Genomic DNA, 19832 nt, shown 5'->3' on the forward strand with positions numbered 1-19832 from the left:
TGCCTCGGATCACGGGGCTCGGAGACTTACGGTGCATCCCCCAAGGAGGTCCGCACATGCCCACCATCACCGTCGGTCTCGACGGCTCGCTCGCAAGTCTCGCCGCCGCAGACTGGGCGGCTCGGGAAGCGGTACAGCGAGAGGCGCTCCTGCACCTCGTTCATGCCGAGGACCCGCCCCCTCCCTACGCGCCGTTCGGTGGCGTTCCGTCGCTCGGCGCGATCGACGGGCAACACGAGTGGGCCGCGGATCTGCTGCGCAAGGCCGAGTCCCGGCTCGCGCGGCGCCACCCCGGTCTGCTGATCACCAGCCGGCTCACCGGAGACCAGGCCGTCCCCGCACTGCTGGCCGCCGCCGCGGACAGCGATCTGCTGGTCCTGGGGTCCCGGGGCCTGGGTACCGTCGCCGGGTTCCTGGTCGGCTCCGTGGCACAGGCCGTCGTGGCGCGTACCGTACGACCCGTCGTCCTCGTTCGGGCCACTGAGCACGCAGCGGACGAGCACCTGCCGGACGCCGCGGGCGCCGGGGTGACCACCACTCCGTACCGTGACGTGGTGCTGGGGCTGGACCTGGAACAGCCGAGCGATACCGTCATCGAGTTCGCCTTCAGGGCCGCTCAGCAGCGCGCGGCCGGCCTGCGCGTGGTCCATGGCTGGAACCCGGCCGCCGTCTACGGCTACGCCGCCGCCGTGGACGCGGGACTCAACGAAGAGCTGGCCGAGGAAACACGGAACGGGCTGAGCGACGTCCTACGGCCGTGGAAGGACAGGTTCCCCGGGGTCAAACTGCATGAGCAGGCCGTGATCGGTGGCGCCGGCCGTCATCTCGTGCACGCCTCGCGGGACGCGGCGCTCGTCGTCGTCGGCCGCAAGAACCGCCGTGCGGCGGTCGGCGGCCGCGTCGGCCCGGTGACACACGCCGTGCTGCAACACGCCTCCGCACCGGTCGCGGTGGTGCCGCACGACTGACCCCGGGGCCGGGTGTCCACCGCTCGCCGCACCACCTCCGGTACGCGTCCACGGCAGTGGGCGGGGCAGGGAAGATCAGTCCCCGCCCGCTGACTCCGTCAGGCAGGCCGTGTGCGTCCGAGTCGTCCCGCAGGCGCTGCGTCACACGGGTGAGGGCGAACACGACTTCGTGCCGGGCGAGTTCGCGGCACGGTTCGTCGAGGAGAGGTGCCCGAGGCCCCGGCGCACTCCGTGTGTCGGGCGTGCCGTGTCGATGCCCAACAGCCCCTCAAGACAGGGCCGTTCAGCCCCATGGTCGCGGACCTTCGGCATCCGGCGCCGTCCGGTGCACAGGGCCAGAGTGAGTCACGTCAGACAACGACCCGACCGTCTTCGAAGGGAAACCCACCATGTCCGTGCACGAGCACCCGCACCGGAGCACCGGCTTCCACCTGCCGTCACTGCGCAGCAACCGGACCGCCACCGCATCCGAGTCCGCCGAGTCGGCAGTGTCGTCAGACACCGGCACGCACACCGTGCGGGCCTACGTCCTCGCCTCCCTGCGCCTGCTCACCGGGTTCGTCTTCCTGTGGGCCTTCCTCGACAAGACCTTCGGCCTCGGCTACGCGACTCCGTCCGGCAAGGGCTGGATCGACGGCGGATCGCCGACGAAGGGCTTCCTCGGCTCCGTCGCCGTCGGGCCGATGGAGTCCACCTTCCACTCCTGGGCCGGCGACCCGTGGGCGAACTGGCTGTTCATGCTCGGTCTGCTCGGGATCGGCCTCGCGCTTGTCCTCGGTGTCGCGCTGCGGATCGCCGCCGTCGCCGGGACCGCGATGATGATCCTGATGTGGGTCGCCGAGTGGCCGCCCGCGCGGCACATCTCGGACGGCTCGCTGAGCATGTCGACGAACCCGTTCGCCGACTACCACCTGATCTACGCCGTCGCCCTGATCGTCCTGGCCGCCACCGCGGCAGGCGACACCCTCGGCGCGGGTCGGCTCTGGGCCCGGCTGCCGATGGTGCGCGACCACGGCTGGCTGCGCTGAACACCGGCGGCGCGGTGGGCCCGTCACCCGGCCCACCGCGCCGAGCCCTCTCCTGGGCCGTCCGGTCCCGATCCGGGACCAGTGGCCCCTGCACAACGAACCCCCCTAAGACGATGCTGGAATCGGATCCCTCGCCCCAGGAGGTGGAGATCATGCTCCGCACCATCACCGTAGGTCTCGACGGCTCGCAGGAGAGCCGGGCAGCCGCCGAATGGGCGGCTCGCGAAGCAAAGCTGCGCGACCTGCCCCTGAAGATCGTCCACGTCTGGGAGCCGGTGCCGGAGCCCATGGCCGAGGCCCCGCTCCTCGGAGCCGAGACCCAGCAGCACTGGACCGAGCGGATTCCCCGCGAGGCCGCCGAGGGCATCGGTCTGCGGCACCCGGGCGTCGAGGTGATCAGGGAGCAGCTCTCCGGACACCCGGGCCATGCGCTGGCCGAGGTGGCGAAGAGTGCCGAACTGCTGGTCCTGGGCTCTCGTGGTTTCGGCGGGATCGGCGGGTTCATGGTCGGCTCGGTCGGCTTGTCCGTCGTCGCCCACACGGACCGCCCCGTGGTGCTGGTACGGGCGCTGGAGCAGGCCGCCGACGAGCACGAGCCGGACCCGGCAGGCGTTCCGTCCGCCGCGACCCCGTTCCGGCCGGTGGTGCTCGGACTCGACGTCGAGCACCCGGACGAGACGCTGATCGAGTTCGCCTTCGACGCCGCCAGGCGCCGCGCGACGTCCCTGAGGGTCGTCCACGGCTGGAACCCGCCGCCCTACTACGCGTACGGCACACCAGCCAACCCCGCACTGCACGAGGCACTGGCCCTGAGTGATGCCGAGGCGCTGGCCGAGGCCGTGGCCCCCTGGCGGAAGAAGTTCCCGGACGTGGAGGTCGTCGAGCAGTCCCGCTACGGCAGCCCCGCGATCCACGTCGTGGAGGCCTCCCGTCACGCATCCCTGGTCGTCGTGGGCCGGCGCATCCGCCGCAGCTCCTTCGGCGCCCACGTCGGGCACGTCACCCACGCGGTCCTGCACCACTCCACCGCCCCCGTCGCCGTCGTCCCGCACAGCTGATTCACCCTGAGGAGAAGAGACCCATGAAGGCAGCGGTCGTACGCGCGTTCGGCGAGCCCCTGGTCATCGAGGAGCGACCCGACCCGGAGCCCGGCCCCGGCCAGGTCCGCGTCCGGGTGGAGGCGTCCGGGCTGTGCCACACCGACATCCACGCGGCCCACGGCGACTGGCCGGTCAAGCCGAACCCGCCGTTCGTTCCCGGGCACGAGGGTGTCGGCCTGGTGGAGGCGCTCGGCGAAGGCGTCACCCATCTCACCGTCGGGCAGCGCGTCGCCGTGCCGTGGCTCGGCAGGGCGTGCGGGCGGTGCGAGCACTGCCTGTCCGGCTGGGAGACCCTGTGCGAGCAGCAGATCAACACCGGCTACGGCTGCGACGGCGGTTACGCCGAGAAGATGCTCGCCTGGGCCGACTTCGCCCAGCCCGTACCCGACGGGATCAGCGCCCTGGAAGCCGCCCCGCTGACCTGTGCGGGCGTGACGACGTACAAGGCGCTGAAGGTCGCCGACGTCAGGCCCGCTCAGCTCGTCGCGATCTCCGGGATCGGCGGGCTCGGCCATCTGGCCGTGCAGTACGCGAAGATCGCGGGCGCCACGGTCGCCGCGATCGACGTCACCGACGAGAAGCTCCGGCTGGCCGCGGAACTCGGCGCGGACATCGTCATCGACGCCCGCAAGGAGAACGTCGGCGAGGTGCTCAAGCGGCACGGCGGCGCCCACACCGCCATCGCGCTCGCGGTGAACGACGCGGCCTTCGAAGCCGTCAACTCCGGGCTGCGGCGCGGCGGCAAGCTGGTCATGGTGGCCCTGCCCGCGCACGGCACGGTCCGCGTGCCCATCTTCGACACCGTTCTCAACGGCACCTCGGTGATCGGCTCGATCGTCGGCACCCGGCAGGACCTCGCCGAGGTCTTCCAACTGCACGCGGCCGGCCGCACCAAGGTCGTCTACGAGACCCGACCCCTGGCCTCGGTGAACGAGTCCATCGACGAGGTACTGCGCGGCCACGTCAAGGCACGCATCGTCTTCGACCTCGGAGCGCAGCGGTGAAGGCGGCGGGACTGCCCTTGGTCGTCGGCGTGGACGGCTCCGAGCCGAGCCTGCGCGCCGTCGACTGGGCGGCCGACGAAGCAGCTCTGCGCGGAGTGGCGCTGAAGGTGGTGTACGCCTCCCTCTGGGAGCGCTACGAGGGCAGCGCGCTCGCCGCGGACGTCGCCAAGCCGCCGGAGGAGGTGAGGGCGGACGACATCGTGGAGGCCGCCGCACGGCGTGCCCTCCACCGTCGACCGGACCTGAAGGTTTCCGCGGACGTGCTGCCCGAGGAGCCGGAATACGCGCTGGTGCGGGAAGGGCGCCATGCCTGCGCGCTGGTGCTCGGCAGCCGGGGCCGCAGCGGCCTCGTCGAGATGCTGCTCGGGTCCGTCAGCCTCACCGTGGCCGCACACGCGGACTGTCCGGTGATCGTGCTGCGCGGCAGCCACGACAACCGGGTGGGCGCGGAGTCGCGAGGGCGCGTGGTGCTCGGCGTGGGGGAGACGGGGAAGGACTCCGCGGCGACGGGCTTCGCCTTCCAGGAGGCGAGGCTGCGCGCCGCACCCCTGGACGCCGTGCGCGCGTGGCGGTGCCCCGCACACGAGGGCGTGGACCACCCTCTCCTCGCCGGCGAGCCGGCGCGACTGCACGAGGAACACGCCGCCGAAGCTCTGGAAGAGGCCCTGAAGGACGCCCCGACGGACGTCGAACTGCACCGACGCACCGTCGAGGGACCCGCCCGCAGAGTCCTGCTCGACGCCTCGCACGACGCCGGCCTGCTGGTGGTCGGCGCCCGGCGCAACCCCGGACACCTCGGGCTACAGCTCGGCCGTGTCGCCCACGGAGTCCTGCATCACGCCGCCTGCCCTGTCGCGATTGTGCCCGAGCAGGCGTGAGCGCCGAACGACCCGACCGACCACTCGACGCCTCGGGAGTCACCATGCCCACCGTCCGGCACCAGGACGCCACCGCACCCACCGACGAAGAGCTGCGCACTCTGGACGCACACTGGCGCGCCGCCAACTACCTGGCCGCCGGACAGATCTACCTGATGGCGAACCCTCTGCTGCGGGAGCCGCTGCGGCCCGAGCACATCAAGCCGCGGCTGCTCGGGCACTGGGGCACCTCGCCCGGTCTCAACCTCGTCCACACGCACCTCAACCGGGTGATCAAGGCCCGAGGGCTCGACGCGCTGTGCGTATGGGGTCCGGGCCACGGCGGTCCCTCGATCCTCGCCAACTCCTGGCTGGAGGGCAGCTACACCGAGACCTACCCGGACGTGACGCGCGACGAGGACGGCATGGCCCGGCTGTTCCGCCAGTTCTCGTTCCCCGGTGGCGTGCCCAGTCACGTCGCCCCGGAGACGCCCGGTTCGATCCACGAGGGCGGCGAGCTCGGCTACTCGCTGGCCCACGCCTACGGCGCCGCCTTCGACAACCCGGACCTCCTCGTCGCCTGCGTGATCGGCGACGGCGAGGCGGAGACCGGGCCGCTGGCCGCCGCCTGGCACTCCAACAAGTTCCTCGACCCCGTCCACGACGGCGCGGTCCTGCCCATCCTGCACCTCAACGGCTACAAGATCGCCAACCCGACGGTGCTCTCCCGCATCCCGGAGGCCGAACTCGACGAGCTGCTGCGCGGCTACGGCCACGACCCGATCCACGTCACCGGCGACGACCCCGCCAAGGTCCACCGGGCCATGGCCGCGGCGATGGACGACGCACTCGACCGCATCGCCGTCATGCAGGGCACCGCCCGCGAGGGCGGTGTCACCGAGCGCGTGCACTGGCCCATGATCGTGCTGCGCACCCCGAAGGGCTGGACGGGACCGGCCGTGGTGGACGGCGAACCCGTCGAGGGCACCTGGCGCGCCCACCAGGTGCCTCTGTCCGGGGTCCGTGAGAATCCGGAGCACCTGCGGCAGCTGGAGGCGTGGCTGCGCTCGTACCGGCCCCGGGAACTCTTCGGGCCCGACGGCCGTCCCACTGCCGACGTCCTCGCCTGTGTCCCCGACGGCGCCCAGCGGCTCGGCGCCACGCCGCACGCCAACGGCGGCCTGCTCGTGCGCGACCTGCCCGTCCCCCCGATCGACGACTTCGCCGTACCCGTCGACAAGCCGGGCACCACCCTGCACGAACCGACCCGCGTTCTCGGCGACCTCCTCGCCCGGGTGATGAAGGACACCGGTGAGCGACGGGACTTCCGTCTCGTCGGCCCGGACGAGACCGCGTCCAACCGGCTTCAGGCCGTCTTCGACGTCAGCGGAAAGGCGTGGCAGGCCGAACACCTGCCGGTCGACGAGCACCTCGAGCACCACGGCCGGGTGATGGAGATCCTGTCCGAACACACCTGCCAGGGCTGGCTGGAGGGCTATCTCCTGACCGGCCGGCACGGCTTGTTCTCCTGCTACGAGGCGTTCGTGCACATCGTCGACTCGATGGTCAACCAGCACATCAAGTGGCTCAAGACGTCGAGGGAGCTGCCCTGGCGCGCGCCCATCGCCTCCCTCAACTACCTGCTCACCTCGCACGTCTGGCGCCAGGACCACAACGGCTTCTCCCACCAGGATCCCGGCTTCGTCGACCACGTCCTCAACAAGAGCCCCGAGGTCGTCCGCGTCTACCTCCCGCCGGACGCCAACACGCTCCTGTCGGTCGCGGACCACGCCCTGCGCAGCCGCGACTACGTCAACGTCATCGTGGCGGGCAAGCAGCCCTGCTTCGACTGGCTCTCCATGGACGCCGCCCGGGCCCACTGCGCCCGCGGGGCCGGCATCTGGGAGTGGGCCGGCACCGACAACGGCACCCGCGAACCCGACGTGGTCCTCGCCTGCGCGGGCGACGTGCCCACCCTGGAGGTGCTGGCCGCCGCGCAGCTGCTCCGCCGGCATCTGCCCGACCTGGCCGTGCGCGTGGTCAACGTCGTCGACATGACCCGGCTGCTGCCGCGCGAGGAACACCCGCACGGGATGAGCGACTTCGAGTACGACGGACTGTTCACCACCGACAAGCCGGTGATCTTCGCCTACCACGGGTACCCGTGGCTGATCCACCGCCTCGCCTACCGCCGCACCGGGCACAGGAACCTTCACGTGCGCGGCTACAAGGAGTCCGGCACGACGACGACGCCGTTCGACATGGTCGTCCGCAACGACCTGGACCGCTACCGCCTGGTCATGGACGTCATCGACCGGGTCCCCGGCCTCGCCGTGCGGGCCGCCGCGGTACGCCAGCGGATGGCCGACGCCCGCACCCGTCACCAGGCCTGGATCCGGGAGCACGGCACCGACCTGCCCGAGGTCGCCGACTGGACATGGACGGCCTGACGGGCCTGACGACGCCGACCGCCCCGGGACCATCAGCGGAACGGGGGGGCCGATCGGCCCCCCGTTCCGCCCCGGACAGCCCATGGGACCGCCCTCCGGTCTGCCGGACGATCGAAGTGTCGAGAGCCATGGAGGAGACCTGCGATGACGGACGACCTGATCGACCGGCCCACGGTTCACGCCCTGCTCGCCGACGGCACCACCGTGTGCATACGGCCCGTGCGGCCGAGTGACCACGGCCAGCTGCAAGGGTTCTACGAGGAGATGTCGGCGGACAACCTCCGCCTGCGGTTCTTCTCGGCGAGCCGACGGTCGGCCGCCATGGCCGCCGACCGGGCCTGCGCCCCGACCCGTCCGGGCTACCGGGCCCTGATGGCCGAGGCGGACGGCCGGGTGATCGGCCTCGCCGAGTACGACACCGCCGGGGAGAAGGACGACGCGGAGGTCTCCATCGCCGTTGCCGACGGTCTGCACCACCGGGGTGTGGGCACCCTGCTCGTCGAGCACCTGGTCTCGGCGGCGCACGCGGACGGCATCACCACCTTCACGGCCGACGCGCTGAGCGAGAACCACGAGGTGCTCCGTCTCTTCGCCGACCTCGGCCTGCGCACCTCCCGCCGCTTCGAGGGACCGGAGGTGCGCTGCACCGTCCACCTCGACCAGGACGACACCTACCTGTCGGCCGTCGAGGCCAGGGGCCGTGCCGCCGACGTGGCCAGCCTCCTGCCGTTGCTGCGCCCGGACGCCGTCGCGGTCGTCGGCGCCGGACACACGCCGGGGTCGGTGGGCCGGGCGATCCTCCACCATCTGCACCAGGGTGGCTTCACCCGGCGGCTCTTCGCCGTGAACCCCCGCGTCACCTCGGTGCTCGGTGTGCCGTCCCACCCGTCCGTCGCGGCCCTGCCCAAGACCCCCGACCTCGTGATCGTGGCAGTGCCGGCCAGCGCGGTCCCGGCAGTCGCCGACGAGTGCGGCCGGGCCGGGGTGCGTGCGCTCGTCGTCGTCACCGCCGGACTCGACCACACCCAGGCGCGGTCCCTGCTGGACGCCTGCCGCACCTACGGCATGCGGCTCGTCGGACCCAACTGCCTCGGCGTCGCCAACACGGACCCCGAGCTGAACCTCGACGCCACCTTCGCCGCCGAACACCCCCGACCCGGGACGGCCGGTGTCGCCGTGCAGTCCGGAGGCGTCGGCATCGCCCTGCTCGACGGGCTCTCCCGGCTGGGCATCGGAGTCTCGTCCTTCGTCTCGCTCGGCGACAAGTTCGACGTCAGCGGCAACGATCTGCTGCAGTGGTGGGAGAGCGACGGCCGCACCGACCTCGCGCTGCTGCACCTGGAGTCATTCGGCAACCCGCGCGCCTTCTCCCGGACCGCTCGCCGCGTCACGCGTCGCATCCCGGTGCTCACCGTCGACACCGGACGCACGGACGCGGGGCGTCGCGCGGCCGCCTCGCACACCGCTGCCGCCGCCACCCGCACCATGACCCGCGGCGCGCTGTTCACCCAGGCCGGCATCACCGCGACCCGCTCGGTCGGCGAGCTCCTCGAAACCGCGGCCCTGCTGCACTCCCAGCCGCTGCCGGAAGGCACCCGCGTCGCGATCGTCACCAACGCGGGCGGCGCGGGAGTGCTGGCAGCCGACGCCTGCGTGGAGGCGGGGCTGGCCGTTCCCCCGTTCACCCCCGCCATGGTCGAGGAACTGCTCGGCGTGCTGCCGGACGGCGCCGCCATCGGCAACCCCGTCGACGCCACCGCCGCCGTGTCCGAGCAGCAGCTGACCGAATGCGTCGACCGTCTGACCCGGTGCACCGGTATCGACGCCGTCGTCGTGGCCCTCGTCCCGACGGCGGTCGCGGTGGCCACCGGTGACGACCTGGTGCGGGCCGTCACCGCCGCTCCCGGCCGGCGGGCGATGCCCGTGCTCGCCGTACGCCTGGAGCAGGACCGGTCTATCAGACTGCTGCCCGCAGCCGACGGCGGCACGATCCCCTCCTACGCCGAACCGCAGGCCGCGGCCCGTGCCCTCGCCCGCGCCGCCGACCGGGCCTCCTGGCTGGCCAGGCCCGCCGGTGTGGTCCCGGTCCTCGACGACGTCGAGACCGTGCGGGCCCGAACGGTCGTCGAGGAGTTCCTCGCGCTGACACCCGACGGCGGCTGGCTCGACCCCCGCGCCTGCGCCGACCTGCTCGCCTGCTACTGCATTCCGCAGATCCCCTGGGCATGGGCCGAGACCGAGGACGAGGCCGTCCTGGCCGCCGAGCGGCTGCACGGACTCGACGGCCGGGTGGTCATGAAGGCCCAGTGGCCCGGACTCGTTCACAAGAGCGCACAGCACGCCGTCCACCTCGACCTGCGCGGCGACTCCCAGGTGCGAGCGGCCTTCCGTGACCTGGCGACCCGCTTCGACGGATTGATGACCGGAGTGGTCCTACAGCCGCTCGCCGCGCGCGGCACAGAGCTGTTCGCGGGCGTCGTCCAGGACGAGGTCTTCGGCCCGCTCGTCCTGTTCGGGCTCGGCGGTACCGCGACGCAGGTGCTCGCCGATCACGCGGCCCGCCTCGCCCCGCTCACCGACCGCGACGTGCACGAACTGATCACCTCGCCACGGTGTGCCCCGCTGCTGCTGGGCGCGAACGGCAGCGCCCCCGTCGACCTGGAGGAGCTGGAACAGCTGCTCCAGCGGTTGTCCCGGATGGCCTCCGACCTCCCGCAGCTCGCCGAGGTCGACTTCAACCCGGTTCTGGCGGCGCCCGGCGGTGTCACCGTGCTCGACGCGCGGGTGCGACTTCTGCCGCGGCGCCCCCAGGACCCCTACCTGCGCCGACTGCGCTGAGGAGGAAACGGCCATGAGGCACGACAAGGTCGGCTCCGTGATGACCACGGATGTCGTCCGCGCCGGGTACGCCACACCGTTCAAGGAGGTGGCGCGCCGGCTCGCGGACCACCGGATCAGCGGACTGCCGGTGGTGGACGAGCAGGACAAGGTCATCGGCGTCCTGTCCGAAACGGACCTGATGCTGCACCAGGCGGCCTCACCCGACCCCTACGAGCCACAGCGCCGCACCGCGTTCCACGTGCTGATGCCCGGCGCCAGGCGGCGGGCCGCGAAGGCGAACGCCCGCACAGCCGGCCGGCTCATGACCGAACCGCCCGTCACCGTCCATGCCGACGACACCATCGCCGAGGCAGCCCGGACCATGACCCGGCGTCGGGTGGAGAGACTTCCCGTCGTGGACGAGCAGGGGCGGCTCCTCGGCATCGTCACCCGGCGCGACTTGCTCCGGGGCTTCCTGCGGCCGGACGCGGAGATCCGAGGCGAGGTGATCGAGGACGTACTGATACATGCGCTGTGGCTGCCGCCCAGAAGCGTCGACGTCACCGTCACCGACGGTGTCGTCACTCTCACGGGACACATGGAGCGCAAGACCGAGACGGAGATCGCCCTCGCCATGACCCGACGCACGGTCGGCGTCGTCGACGTGGTCGACCACCTCACCTACCGACTGGACGACGCGGCCCTGCGTGCCGAGGCGCAGGCGCCGCACGGCGCGGCCGACGACCGGCCGGGCCGGCTGTGAGAGGAGGCGCACCGCCATGACCGACACCGTGCTGGTCACCTACGGATCCACGAACGGGTCGACAGCGCAGATCGCCGAAGCGGTCGCCGAGGTACTGCGCAAGGACGGGCTGACGGTCGACGCACTGCCGGCAGACGCCGTGACGAGCGTGGCGTCGTACGACGCCGTGGTGGTCGGCGGCGGGCTGTACGCCGGGCGCTGGCAGAAGAACGCGCGCCGCTTCGTCCGCCGCCACCGCCATCTCCTCGCGGAGCGACCGGTCTGGTTCTTCAGCAGTGGCCCGCTGGACGCATCGGCATCGGAACGGGACATCCCGCCCGTGCGCGGTGTGAGGCGGGCGATGACACGCCTGTCCGTCCGGGAGCACGTCACCTTCGGTGGCTGCCTCGAGGAAGGCGCGAAGGGGCGTGTGGCCGGGATGATCCTCCGCTCCGGCAAGGGCGGCGACTTCCGGAACTTCGACGCGATCGAAACGTGGGCAGCGGGCGTGGCCCGCGAGCTGACGCGGGCGTAGGAGCGTGATGCAAGGCAGCAGGCGTGCACGACGTGCAGGCGCACGCCTCGCGAGGACCAACCGACGACCGGTTCCGCGATCTGGCACGGACGCCGGAATCGCGTGGTTCCGTCGAGGTCCGTCCAGGTCCCGCTCCCGGCCCCACGCATCGATGCGCCGCCGGTCGAGCGGCCGCCGTGCGGCCGCGCCCGCTCCGCACGCCAGTCCGGCGAGAGCGAGGGCCGCCGCGGCGCCGAGCAGGCCCGCCTCGATGGCGGCCGTCGCGGGATCGGTCGGCTCGGAGATCAGGTGGCCCTGGCCGTCCTGCCAGACCGTGACCGGATCCGGCCTTGTGACCGGTACTCACCGAAGTCCTGCCGGTCCGGGAGACGCCGTCGGGCGACGTCCAGCGCACGGACGCCGTCGTGCGATCGGCCGAGCGCACAGTCGCGGTCATCGTTCGAGGAACGTCGGTCAGGAGCACGGCTTGGACCGCGTGCCGTTCGGCCCCCTGTTCCGTGAACACCTCGTTCGCGGCCTGGGCCGTCGTCAGGCCTGCGACGGTGCCGCCCCCGATGACGGCCGTCCAGACAGCGAGCACGATCCAGGCTTCGATGATGTCGTCGCGCCGCCGCAGCGGGCTGTTCCGCCAGCGCCACAGCCGCTCCTCGCGTACGCGCTGCCGTGCATGGGTCCGCGCCTCCACCTCTTCGTCGTCATCGTGACTCCTTCGAAGGCGACAGCGGGGTTCGTGCCGAGGGATGGGCCGAACCGGGGGCGCATGGGGGGCGTTCGGCCCCGACGCGCCGGCAGACGGAGGCCTTCAGCCCGGCAGCGGCACGAGGGCACCCGAGGAATCCGGCATCTCGGGCCGAATGTCGAAGACGCCGGACAGCCCGGTGGATCGAAGTATCCGGAGGAAGGAGGACTTGTCGGCGATCAGCCGCAGCCGACCCCGTCGCGCTCTGACGCGGTTGCGCGTTCGGCACAGGACGCTCAGCCCGACGCAGTCGATGAAGGACACGCCACGCAGGTCGATCACCAGATCGGGGTGCGGGCCGGCGGTGAGCGCGTCAAGGCGCGTCCTGAGCGGCTGTACGACCAGGAGGTCTATCTCACCGTGCAGTGTCACGACGGTCGCGCCTGCGGCACGGCGATCCGCTTGGTACGGCGCTGGCCTCGTGTGGATTTCGGCCATGGAATCAACAAAGCCGTCCGACAGGGTGGAGGGAAGGGCCGTTCGGTCCCTGTCGCGTGGGGCCGACAGGACCGCGCCGATCCTGCCGGCCGCCGACCGCTGGTGGACCCGTTCGGCAGGCCATGGGGGCCGGACGGCCCAAGCGTCGCACCTCCGCACCGGACAGGCTGGACCCGCGGGGCGATCCCGGCGCTCAAGTCGACGCCGGGTCCGCAGGGGGCGGCGACCACCACCGCTCCTCCCGGCTCCGCACCAGACCGACGAGGGTGAGGAAGGTCATGAAAGGCTTTGTCTTCCACGGTCCCGGGCAGTCCGCCTGGCAGGACGTCCCGGACCCGGCCGTCAAGGAGCCCACCGACGCCATCGTGCGGGTCGACGCCGTCACCATCTGCGGCACGGACCTGCACATCCTCAAAGGCGACGTCCCCGAGGTGCGCCCGGGCACGGTCCTGGGGCATGAGGCCGTCGGCGAGATCGTGGAGGTCGGCGGCGACGTCCGGACCGTCCGTCCGGGCGACCGTGTGCTGGTCTCCTGCATCAGTGCCTGCGGGCGCTGCCGCTTCTGCCGCGAGAGCGCCTACGGTCAGTGCCGGGGCGGCGGGGGCTGGATCCTCGGCCACCTGATCGACGGCACCCAGGCCGAGTACGTCCGCGTCCCCTACGCCGACCTGTCCGTGCACGCCCTGCCCAGTGCGGTGGAGAGCAAGGACGCCGTCCTGTTGGCGGACATCTTCCCGACGTCGTACGAGGTGGGCGTCCTGAACGGCCACGTACGCCCGGGCGACACCGTCGCCGTCGTCGGAGCGGGCCCCATCGGCCTCGCGGCGATCACCACGGCGCGACTGTTCGCGCCCGAGCGGATCGTCGCCGTCGACCTGGCCGCGTCCCGGCTGGAAGCGGCCCGGCGGCTCGGCGCCGACGCCGTGGCCGACGCGCGCGAGGACCCCGAGCAGCTGATCGCCGACCTCACCGACGGGCTCGGCGCCGACGTCGTCATCGAGGCGGTCGGCGTGCCGGAGAGCTTCGAGCTCTGCACGCGGATGGTGCGCCCCGGCGGCCACGTGGCCAACGTCGGAGTCCACGGCAAGCCCGCCACGCTCCACCTGGAAGACCTGTGGATCAAGAACGTCACGATCACCACCGGCCTGGTGGACACCCACTCCACCCCGACCCTGCTGCGCATGGCCGCCGCCGGCCGACTGCCCACGGCACAGCTGGTCACCCACACCTTCCCGCTGGACCACATGGAGGAGGCGTACGACGTCTTCGCCCGGGCCGCCGACACCGGCGCGCTCAAGGTGGTGCTCGGCGAACAGCCGCACGAGGAGGTCGCCATCCCGGCGGCCTGACGAGAGGACGTGACGAGTCATGGCCGAACAGACCCACATGAGTGCGACGGAGAGCCTCCCTTCGGGTGACCTGGGCCGCCGACTCGCCGCACGTCGACTCCAACTCGGATTGACACACGGGGAGACGGCCGCCCGAGCGGACATGGACCCCGGCTATCTGCGGCACCTGGAGCAGCATTCCGACGCCGCCCCGAGCCGAGCCGCACTGCTCAAGCTGGCGGCTGCTCTGGAGACCACGCTCTCGGCGCTCACCGGAGGCGACGCCGATCTGCCCCCCGGGCCCGGACAGGCCGGGCATGATCCTCGGTTCACCGAGCTGAGCAGGACCGAGTGCGGTGACCTGCTCTCGACCCACGGTGTGGGAAGGCTCGCGGTGCCCACGGCATCCGGGCCGGTGATCGTCCCCGTCAACTACAGCGTCATCGACGGCACGATCGTCTTCAGGACCGCCCGCGATGCGACGCCGGCGCTGGCGGCCGGTTGCTCGGTGGCCTTCGAGATCGACCGCATCGACGCGGCGTTCAGCGAGGGCTGGAGCGTGCTGGTGCGGGGACACGCGCGCATGGTGACGGACGTCGGCGAGGCGAACCGCCTCGCGGCACGGGCGCACAGCACACCCTGGGCCGGGGGCCGGCGCGACATGTGGGTGCGGATCGATCCGTACTCCGTCACCGGACGCCGGATCACGGTCTGAACCGGGCCCTTCTCAGGGCGGCCCGGGACCGATGGCCCCTGGCCGCGGCGTGCCGTGCGGTCCGACCATGGACGCTGCGGCGCGCCCCCTCATCGGGTGCGAGTCATCAGGTGCGAGAGAAGAGAAGGCAGATGTACGCCAACGACGGATTCCGCGAACTCGACCGACAGGAGTGCGTACGCCTGCTGGGCACGGTCCCCGTGGGGCGTATCGTCCACACCCGGCAGGCGCTGCCCGCAGTGCTGCCCGTCAACTTCTGTCTGGACGGCGACGACGCGATCCTGCTGCGCACCTCCGCGACTTCGGAGCTGGTGGGTGCGATCGACGGGGCGGTGGTCGCCTTCGAGGCCGACTCGGTCGATGCCGCCGCCCACTCCGGCTGGAGCGTCGTGGTCACCGGCACGGCCACCCTGATCACCGACCCGGCCGAACACACGCGCCTCCTGAGCGCGGGGCCGCGGTCCTGGGTGCCCGCGCCGCGGGAGGTCTTCGTCCGCATCGACCCGGAGCTGGTCCGGGGACGTGAACTCGTCGGCGGACACACGCTGTACGGAGTGGACCTCGGCCCCTGAGCGCTCAGGGCCGGGCCCGGTGCCTCACCGACGGTGAGGCATGGCCGCGGTACGCCTCGCCGTGCAGACCGCGGGCCGGGACGCCGACGTCGAGGTCCGCCGTATGCGGGGAGATGGTCTGCAGTACGTGGAAGAGGTGCAGCCGCAGGACGCGGCCCGCCTCGCCGGGGAGGTCCAGCTCCGTCCTCCGCCACAGCTGGTCCCAGGCGGTCAGGTGTGCTTCGAGCAACTCGTCGAAGGCGGGTGCCGCGCCCACCCGTTGGATCGCGGCGTCCAGCGGGTCACTGATCGCGGCGTCCCGGGAGGTGTGCAGAGCAACGGTCTTGACGACGGTGACCGTACGGGTCCGGCAGCAGACTCACGCGCACTCGCTGACCGGCGCGCGGTCCCTCGTGCCGGGCGGTGACGACGGGCGCTTCGGCGGTCAGCCGGGCCGCCATGCCGATCCGGACGTCGGAGGTGCGGGTCCGGCAGCGCAACCACACGGTGTCCGGCGCGGCGGTACCCGTGTGCACGTGGGTCAGGTGGTGGCCGTCCAGTTCCCGGTAGCGCGGTACACCCCGCGTTGGCGACTCCGCCGTCCAGAGCCGCCTCGACCTCGAGGTCTCCGGAGAAGCCCTCGGCCCTGAAGTCGGTGCGCAGACAGGCCAGATGGGGGTCTGCCATGTGTACGAGACGTTGCTGCCGGACGGTGAGCGACCGGCCCTCGCCGAACGTGTACCGCGTACTGCGCTCCAGCAGTCCGGAGTCCAGATGCAGCACCTGCCGGGGATCCTGGCCGGCGACGCCCTCGGCGCCGTCACAGGCATCCGCGCACAAGCCGACCGGCTGGGCCTGTCCGCAGACCAGCGGGCCGCAGCGCACCGGGCCTGCCACTACCTGGAGAACAACGCCGCCCATCTCCACTACGACAAGGCACTCGCGGCCGGATGGCCGATCGCCAGCGGCATCGTCGAAGGCGCCGCACGTCATCTGGTGGCCGACCGGTTCGACATCACTGGCGGCCGGTGAAGCGTCCCCGGAGCCGAAGCCGTCCTGACCCTCCGGGCCCTCATCAGCAACGGCGACTTCCCGCAGTACTGGACCTTCCACACCCACAGAGAGCGCGAACGCCTCTACCCCCGGCCCGACCAGCACAACAACGAACTCCTGGCCTGACAGACGAGCTCACACCAGAAGACCCGCACCCATCCAGGTCCGGGTCGCCCTCGCTGAACAGGCCCTTGCCGGCCAGGTCGGCGCCGATCGTCAGCAAGGTGACAGGAAACTCGTCGGGACGTACTCCGGGCAGCGAGTGTGCGGAGCAACTCCGTTGCCGCGCACGCGGTTTCGGGGGCGTCCGGCCACTTCTCCGCTGAGGGTCCCTCCCGGGGGTACTCGCGCGGCATGACTGTCTATGGATTACACGCCTCGCACGAACAGGTCCCGCCCGCGGATCTGCTCGACGCCGTGGTGCACGCGGAACGCGCGGGCTTCACCGCCGCCATGTGCTCCGACCACTTCTCGCCGTGGAGCGTCCGTCAGGGGGAGTCCGGGTTCGCCTGGTCGTGGCTCGGCGCCGCCCTCCAGGCCACCGACCAGGTGCCGTTCGGCGTGGTGAACGCGCCCGGCCAGCGCTACCACCCCGCGATCGTCGCGCAAGCGGTCGCCAGCCTCGCGGCCATGTATCCGGCCAGGTTCTGGGTGGCGCTCGGCACCGGTGAGGCCTCCAACGAGCACATCACAGGGGCGGGTTGGCCCCGCAAGGCCGTCCGCACCGCGCGGCTGCGCGAGTGCGTCGACGTCATCCGGGCACTGCTGCAGGGCGAGGAGGTCAGCCACGACGGCCTGGTGACCGTGGACCGGGCTCGGCTGTGGACGCTGCCACCCGACGTACCGCCGCTGATCGGAGCCGCGTGCAGCACGGCGACCGCGGCCTGGTGCGCCGAGTGGGCGGACGGCCTGATCACGGTCAACGCTCCACGCGCGCGGCTGCGCGAGATCGTGGACGCGTACCGTGACGCCGGCGGCCGTGGGCCGCTGCACCTCCAGGCGCACCTGAGCTGGGCACCCGGCGAGGACGAGGCCCGGGCGCTGGCGTACGACCAATGGCGCACCAACGTGCACGCGCCCCCGGCAAGTTGGGACCTCGACTCCGCGGAACTGTTCGACGTCGTCAGTGAACACGTCACCCCCGAGCAGGTGGCGCGCTCGGTCAACATCTCGTCCGACCTGGGCCGGCACACCGCATGGCTGCAGGAGTACACCGAACTCGGCTTCGACGCGGTGATGCTGCATCACGTGGGCCGCGAACAGGGCCCGTTCATCGACGCGTTCGGGGCCGAGGTACTGCCGCGACTCGACGTCACCCGCCCGCTTCCCGCCACGGTGAAGGAGTACCGATGCGTCTGACCCGTACGTCCGACCTGTGGTGGAAGAACGCGGTGGTGTACTGCCTGGACGTCGAGACGTACCAGGACGGCAACGGCGACGGGATCGGCGACTTCGCGGGCCTCACGCAGCGCATCGACCATCTGGAGCGTCTCGGCGTGACCTGCGTGTGGCTGATGCCCTTCTATCCGACGCGGGAGCGCGACGACGGGTACGACATCACGGACTTCTACGGTGTCGACCCCCGCCTGGGCACCCTCGGTGACTTCACCGAGTTCGCCCGCACCGCCAAGGACCGCGGCATCCGTGTGATCGCCGACCTCGTCGTCAATCACACCTCCGAGGACCACCCCTGGTTCAAGGACGCCCGATCCGGCCGGGACTCCGCCCACCGCGACTGGTACGTCTGGGCGGACAAGCCCCCCGAGGACGGTCCCAAGGGTGTGGTCTTCCCCGATGCGGAGGACAGCCTGTGGGAGTACGACAAGGGCAGCGGCCAGTACTACCTGCACCGCTTCTACAAGCAGCAGCCCGACCTCAACGTCGCCAACCCCGAGGTCCGCGACGAGATAGCCCGCGTCATGGGGTTCTGGACACAGCTCGGGCTGTCCGGTTTCCGGGTCGACGCCGTGCCCTTCCTGCTGGAGACGGACGGGCAGGCCGACTCCGGGGCACTGCCGGACCCGCACGAGTACCTCGCCGACCTGCGCGCCTTCCTCGGCCGCCGCAACGGCGAGGCAGTGCTGCTCGGCGAGGTCAATCTGCCCTACGACGACACCGCCCGCTTCTTCGGCGACCCCGCCTCGGGCCGCGGCGACGAGCTCACCATGTGCTTCGACTTCATCGCCATGCAACAGATGTACTTGTCGATGGCGCGCGAGGACGCCGGGCCGCTGGCCGCCGCGCTACGGGACCGCCCCGCAGCCCCGCGAGACGCCCACTGGGCCACGTTCGTGCGCAACCACGACGAACTCACCCTCGACAAGCTGAGCGACGCCGAACGGGCCGAGGTGGTCGCGTCCTTCGGCCCGGACAAGAACATGCAACTCTACGACCGGGGACTGCGCCGCAGGCTGCCGCCCATGGTCGAGGGCGACCGGCGCCGCATCGAACTCGCCTACAGCCTGCTGTTCACCCTGCCGGGTACCCCCGTGCTCTTCTACGGCGAGGAACTCGGCATGGGGGAGAACCTGGCCGCCGAGGGACGCCAAGCCGTACGGACGCCCATGCAATGGACCCCGGAGGCGGGCGCCGGCTTCTCCCATGCCGGCCCGGACGCCTTTCCCAACCCGCTGACCGACGGCGCGTTCGGACCCCAGAAGGTCAACGTGTACGAGCAGAGTCGCGACCCGGGCTCGCTGCTCAGCCGCATGCGGCTGTTCATCGAGCGCTACCGGGAGGCTCCCGAGCTGGCCTGGGGCGACTACCACCTCGTGGACACCGGGGAGCGAGCGGTCCTGGCGCACATCGCCTGCACCACCGACGGGACCGACGGGACCGACGGGACTGTCCTGGCGATGCACAACTTCGCGGGCGGGCCGGTCACCGTACGGCTGCGGCTGCCCGAGGCCGGGCCCGGCGGGAGGCTCATGGATCTGCTCGACGAAGGGCACGCCGGTCTCACGGTGGACGACGACGGCCTGCTCCGCGTCGAACTGCCCGCCTACGGCTTCCGGTGGCTGCGCGTCGGCACCCCGGCCGACGACCCCGTAAGGGTCGCCGCCGACTGACATCACGTCCGCCGGGAGAGCCTCCGGGTGCGGCTCTCCTCCGGGGAAGCCCTGAGCTGGTAGAACGCTGGTTGACGGGGTGGGTGTCCTTCTGCTGTGGCGTCCCTGCAGAAGAGCTACACCCATCGACGAATCAGGCCCCGGCGGTGCGGCGGTGACCGTCTCCGGCCTTTCGAGATGACCGGCGAGCGATCGGCGTTCAGCAGTGCGTCGACATACGGTGGTCGCTTCGCTGCTCGAGATGCGTCGTTCGCGGCGGCGTCCGCTGCGTTCGGCTACGCAGCAGGCGGACAGCCAGGGCGTCGAAGGTCGCCGCGAGCACGAACGTCACGCCCGTCGCCAGCACGAACAGGAGCGCGAACCGCTCCCAGAACTCCGGCGTGAGACTCGTACCCACTGTCATCACCCTCCCTGATCGGTGTGTTCTCTCTGCTTC

The 19832-nt window shown here is 71.6% G+C and carries 16 protein-coding genes and 2 pseudogenes; 14 read left to right on the plus strand and 4 right to left on the minus strand.

The window, feature by feature from the left end; all coding sequences use genetic code 11:
• Positions 1 to 56 precede the first annotated feature (56 nt).
• The 9 genes from OG736_RS37930 (at position 57) to OG736_RS37970 (ending at position 11504) form a co-directional block, all read left to right on the plus strand.
• The gene (locus tag OG736_RS37930; RefSeq protein ID WP_327186448.1) at positions 57 to 968 is read left to right on the plus strand and encodes a universal stress protein; all 912 of its coding nucleotides are present in this window, start codon (positions 57 to 59) and stop codon (positions 966 to 968) included.
• A 389-nt stretch (positions 969 to 1357) separates the two neighbouring features.
• Positions 1358 to 1996, plus strand: a complete 639-nt coding sequence (locus OG736_RS37935) for a DoxX family membrane protein (protein WP_327186449.1) — start codon at positions 1358 to 1360, stop codon at positions 1994 to 1996.
• Between the two features lie 152 nt (positions 1997 to 2148).
• On the plus strand, positions 2149 to 3054 hold the full coding sequence (locus OG736_RS37940) for a universal stress protein (protein ID WP_327186450.1): 906 nt from the start codon (positions 2149 to 2151) through the stop codon (positions 3052 to 3054).
• Between the two features lie 23 nt (positions 3055 to 3077).
• Positions 3078 to 4100 carry a zinc-dependent alcohol dehydrogenase gene (locus OG736_RS37945; RefSeq protein ID WP_327186451.1) on the plus strand — a complete coding sequence of 341 codons (1023 nt, stop codon included), beginning with the start codon at positions 3078 to 3080 and terminating at the stop codon, positions 4098 to 4100.
• A complete protein-coding gene (locus tag OG736_RS37950) occupies positions 4097 to 4978 on the plus strand; it encodes a universal stress protein (RefSeq protein ID WP_327186452.1) in 882 nt (293 codons plus the stop codon). Before OG736_RS37945 ends, OG736_RS37950 begins: the two co-directional genes overlap by 4 nt.
• Positions 4979 to 5022: 44 nt before the next feature.
• Complete coding sequence (locus tag OG736_RS37955) at positions 5023 to 7407, plus strand: phosphoketolase family protein (RefSeq protein ID WP_327186453.1); 2385 nt, start codon at positions 5023 to 5025, stop codon at positions 7405 to 7407.
• A 144-nt stretch (positions 7408 to 7551) separates the two neighbouring features.
• Entirely contained in the window at positions 7552 to 10245 is a 2694-nt protein-coding gene (locus OG736_RS37960; protein WP_327186454.1) for a bifunctional acetate--CoA ligase family protein/GNAT family N-acetyltransferase, read from the plus strand.
• A gap of 13 nt (positions 10246 to 10258) precedes the next feature.
• Entirely contained in the window at positions 10259 to 10990 is a 732-nt protein-coding gene (locus tag OG736_RS37965; RefSeq protein WP_327186455.1) for a CBS domain-containing protein, read from the plus strand.
• Positions 10991 to 11006: 16 nt separating this feature from the next.
• Complete coding sequence (locus OG736_RS37970) at positions 11007 to 11504, plus strand: flavodoxin domain-containing protein (RefSeq protein WP_327186456.1); 498 nt, start codon at positions 11007 to 11009, stop codon at positions 11502 to 11504.
• Positions 11505 to 11883: 379 nt separating this feature from the next.
• Here the strand turns inward: OG736_RS37970 and OG736_RS47355 are convergent.
• Both OG736_RS47355 and OG736_RS37975 read right to left on the minus strand, forming a co-directional pair.
• Positions 11884 to 12189: pseudogene (locus tag OG736_RS47355) on the minus strand (hypothetical protein); the annotation flags it as partial.
• A 117-nt stretch (positions 12190 to 12306) separates the two neighbouring features.
• Entirely contained in the window at positions 12307 to 12681 is a 375-nt protein-coding gene (locus OG736_RS37975) for an STAS domain-containing protein (RefSeq protein WP_327186457.1), read from the minus strand.
• Between the two features lie 278 nt (positions 12682 to 12959).
• Here OG736_RS37975 and OG736_RS37980 point away from each other — a divergent pair, with 278 nt between their 5' ends.
• The 3 genes from OG736_RS37980 (at position 12960) to OG736_RS37990 (ending at position 15296) form a co-directional block, all read left to right on the plus strand.
• Complete coding sequence (locus tag OG736_RS37980) at positions 12960 to 14030, plus strand: zinc-dependent alcohol dehydrogenase family protein (protein ID WP_327186458.1); 1071 nt, start codon at positions 12960 to 12962, stop codon at positions 14028 to 14030.
• Positions 14031 to 14049: 19 nt separating this feature from the next.
• Positions 14050 to 14724 carry a pyridoxamine 5'-phosphate oxidase family protein gene (locus OG736_RS37985; RefSeq protein ID WP_327186459.1) on the plus strand — a complete coding sequence of 225 codons (675 nt, stop codon included), beginning with the start codon at positions 14050 to 14052 and terminating at the stop codon, positions 14722 to 14724.
• A 131-nt stretch (positions 14725 to 14855) separates the two neighbouring features.
• Entirely contained in the window at positions 14856 to 15296 is a 441-nt protein-coding gene (locus OG736_RS37990; RefSeq protein WP_327186460.1) for a pyridoxamine 5'-phosphate oxidase family protein, read from the plus strand.
• Positions 15297 to 15336: 40 nt separating this feature from the next.
• On the opposite strand, the pseudogene OG736_RS37995 reads toward OG736_RS37990, so the two are convergent.
• Positions 15337 to 16070 (minus strand): annotated as a pseudogene (locus tag OG736_RS37995) (glycoside hydrolase family 65 protein); the annotation flags it as partial.
• Positions 16071 to 16682: 612 nt separating this feature from the next.
• Between OG736_RS37995 and OG736_RS38000 the strand changes: the two are divergent.
• Both OG736_RS38000 and OG736_RS38005 read left to right on the plus strand, forming a co-directional pair.
• The gene (locus tag OG736_RS38000) at positions 16683 to 17687 is read left to right on the plus strand and encodes a TIGR03885 family FMN-dependent LLM class oxidoreductase (protein ID WP_327186461.1); all 1005 of its coding nucleotides are present in this window, start codon (positions 16683 to 16685) and stop codon (positions 17685 to 17687) included.
• A complete protein-coding gene (locus tag OG736_RS38005; RefSeq protein ID WP_327186462.1) occupies positions 17678 to 19396 on the plus strand; it encodes an alpha-amylase family protein in 1719 nt (572 codons plus the stop codon). The genes OG736_RS38000 and OG736_RS38005 overlap by 10 nt, the downstream gene beginning before the upstream one ends.
• Before the next feature lie 199 nt (positions 19397 to 19595).
• Here the strand turns inward: OG736_RS38005 and OG736_RS38010 are convergent, their stop codons facing one another.
• Complete coding sequence (locus OG736_RS38010; protein WP_327186463.1) at positions 19596 to 19799, minus strand: hypothetical protein; 204 nt, start codon at positions 19797 to 19799, stop codon at positions 19596 to 19598.
• Positions 19800 to 19832 lie beyond the last annotated feature (33 nt).

Origin of the sequence: Streptomyces sp. NBC_01334 (assembly GCF_035983595.1) — a bacterium.
GTDB classification, from domain to species: domain Bacteria; phylum Actinomycetota; class Actinomycetes; order Streptomycetales; family Streptomycetaceae; genus Streptomyces; species Streptomyces coriariae.

Excerpts from the sequence above, each read along its gene's own strand:
- OG736_RS37930 (WP_327186448.1), top strand. The coding sequence starts at position 57 with ATGCCCACCATCACCGTCGGTCTCGACGGCTCGCTCGCAAGTCTCGCC.
- OG736_RS37985 (WP_327186459.1), top strand. The coding sequence starts at position 14,050 with ATGGCCGAACAGACCCACATGAGTGCGACGGAGAGCCTCCCTTCGGGT.
- OG736_RS37965 (WP_327186455.1), top strand. The coding sequence starts at position 10,259 with ATGAGGCACGACAAGGTCGGCTCCGTGATGACCACGGATGTCGTCCGC.
- OG736_RS37975 (WP_327186457.1), bottom strand. The coding sequence starts at position 12,681 with ATGGCCGAAATCCACACGAGGCCAGCGCCGTACCAAGCGGATCGCCGT.
- OG736_RS37940 (WP_327186450.1), top strand. The coding sequence starts at position 2,149 with ATGCTCCGCACCATCACCGTAGGTCTCGACGGCTCGCAGGAGAGCCGG.
- OG736_RS37970 (WP_327186456.1), top strand. The coding sequence starts at position 11,007 with ATGACCGACACCGTGCTGGTCACCTACGGATCCACGAACGGGTCGACA.
- OG736_RS37935 (WP_327186449.1), top strand. The coding sequence starts at position 1,358 with ATGTCCGTGCACGAGCACCCGCACCGGAGCACCGGCTTCCACCTGCCG.
- OG736_RS37945 (WP_327186451.1), top strand. The coding sequence starts at position 3,078 with ATGAAGGCAGCGGTCGTACGCGCGTTCGGCGAGCCCCTGGTCATCGAG.
- OG736_RS37980 (WP_327186458.1), top strand. The coding sequence starts at position 12,960 with ATGAAAGGCTTTGTCTTCCACGGTCCCGGGCAGTCCGCCTGGCAGGAC.
- OG736_RS38000 (WP_327186461.1), top strand. The coding sequence starts at position 16,683 with ATGACTGTCTATGGATTACACGCCTCGCACGAACAGGTCCCGCCCGCG.
- OG736_RS37955 (WP_327186453.1), top strand. The coding sequence starts at position 5,023 with ATGCCCACCGTCCGGCACCAGGACGCCACCGCACCCACCGACGAAGAG.
- OG736_RS37990 (WP_327186460.1), top strand. The coding sequence starts at position 14,856 with ATGTACGCCAACGACGGATTCCGCGAACTCGACCGACAGGAGTGCGTA.
- OG736_RS37960 (WP_327186454.1), top strand. The coding sequence starts at position 7,552 with ATGACGGACGACCTGATCGACCGGCCCACGGTTCACGCCCTGCTCGCC.
- OG736_RS38005 (WP_327186462.1), top strand. The coding sequence starts at position 17,678 with ATGCGTCTGACCCGTACGTCCGACCTGTGGTGGAAGAACGCGGTGGTG.
- OG736_RS38010 (WP_327186463.1), bottom strand. The coding sequence starts at position 19,799 with ATGACAGTGGGTACGAGTCTCACGCCGGAGTTCTGGGAGCGGTTCGCG.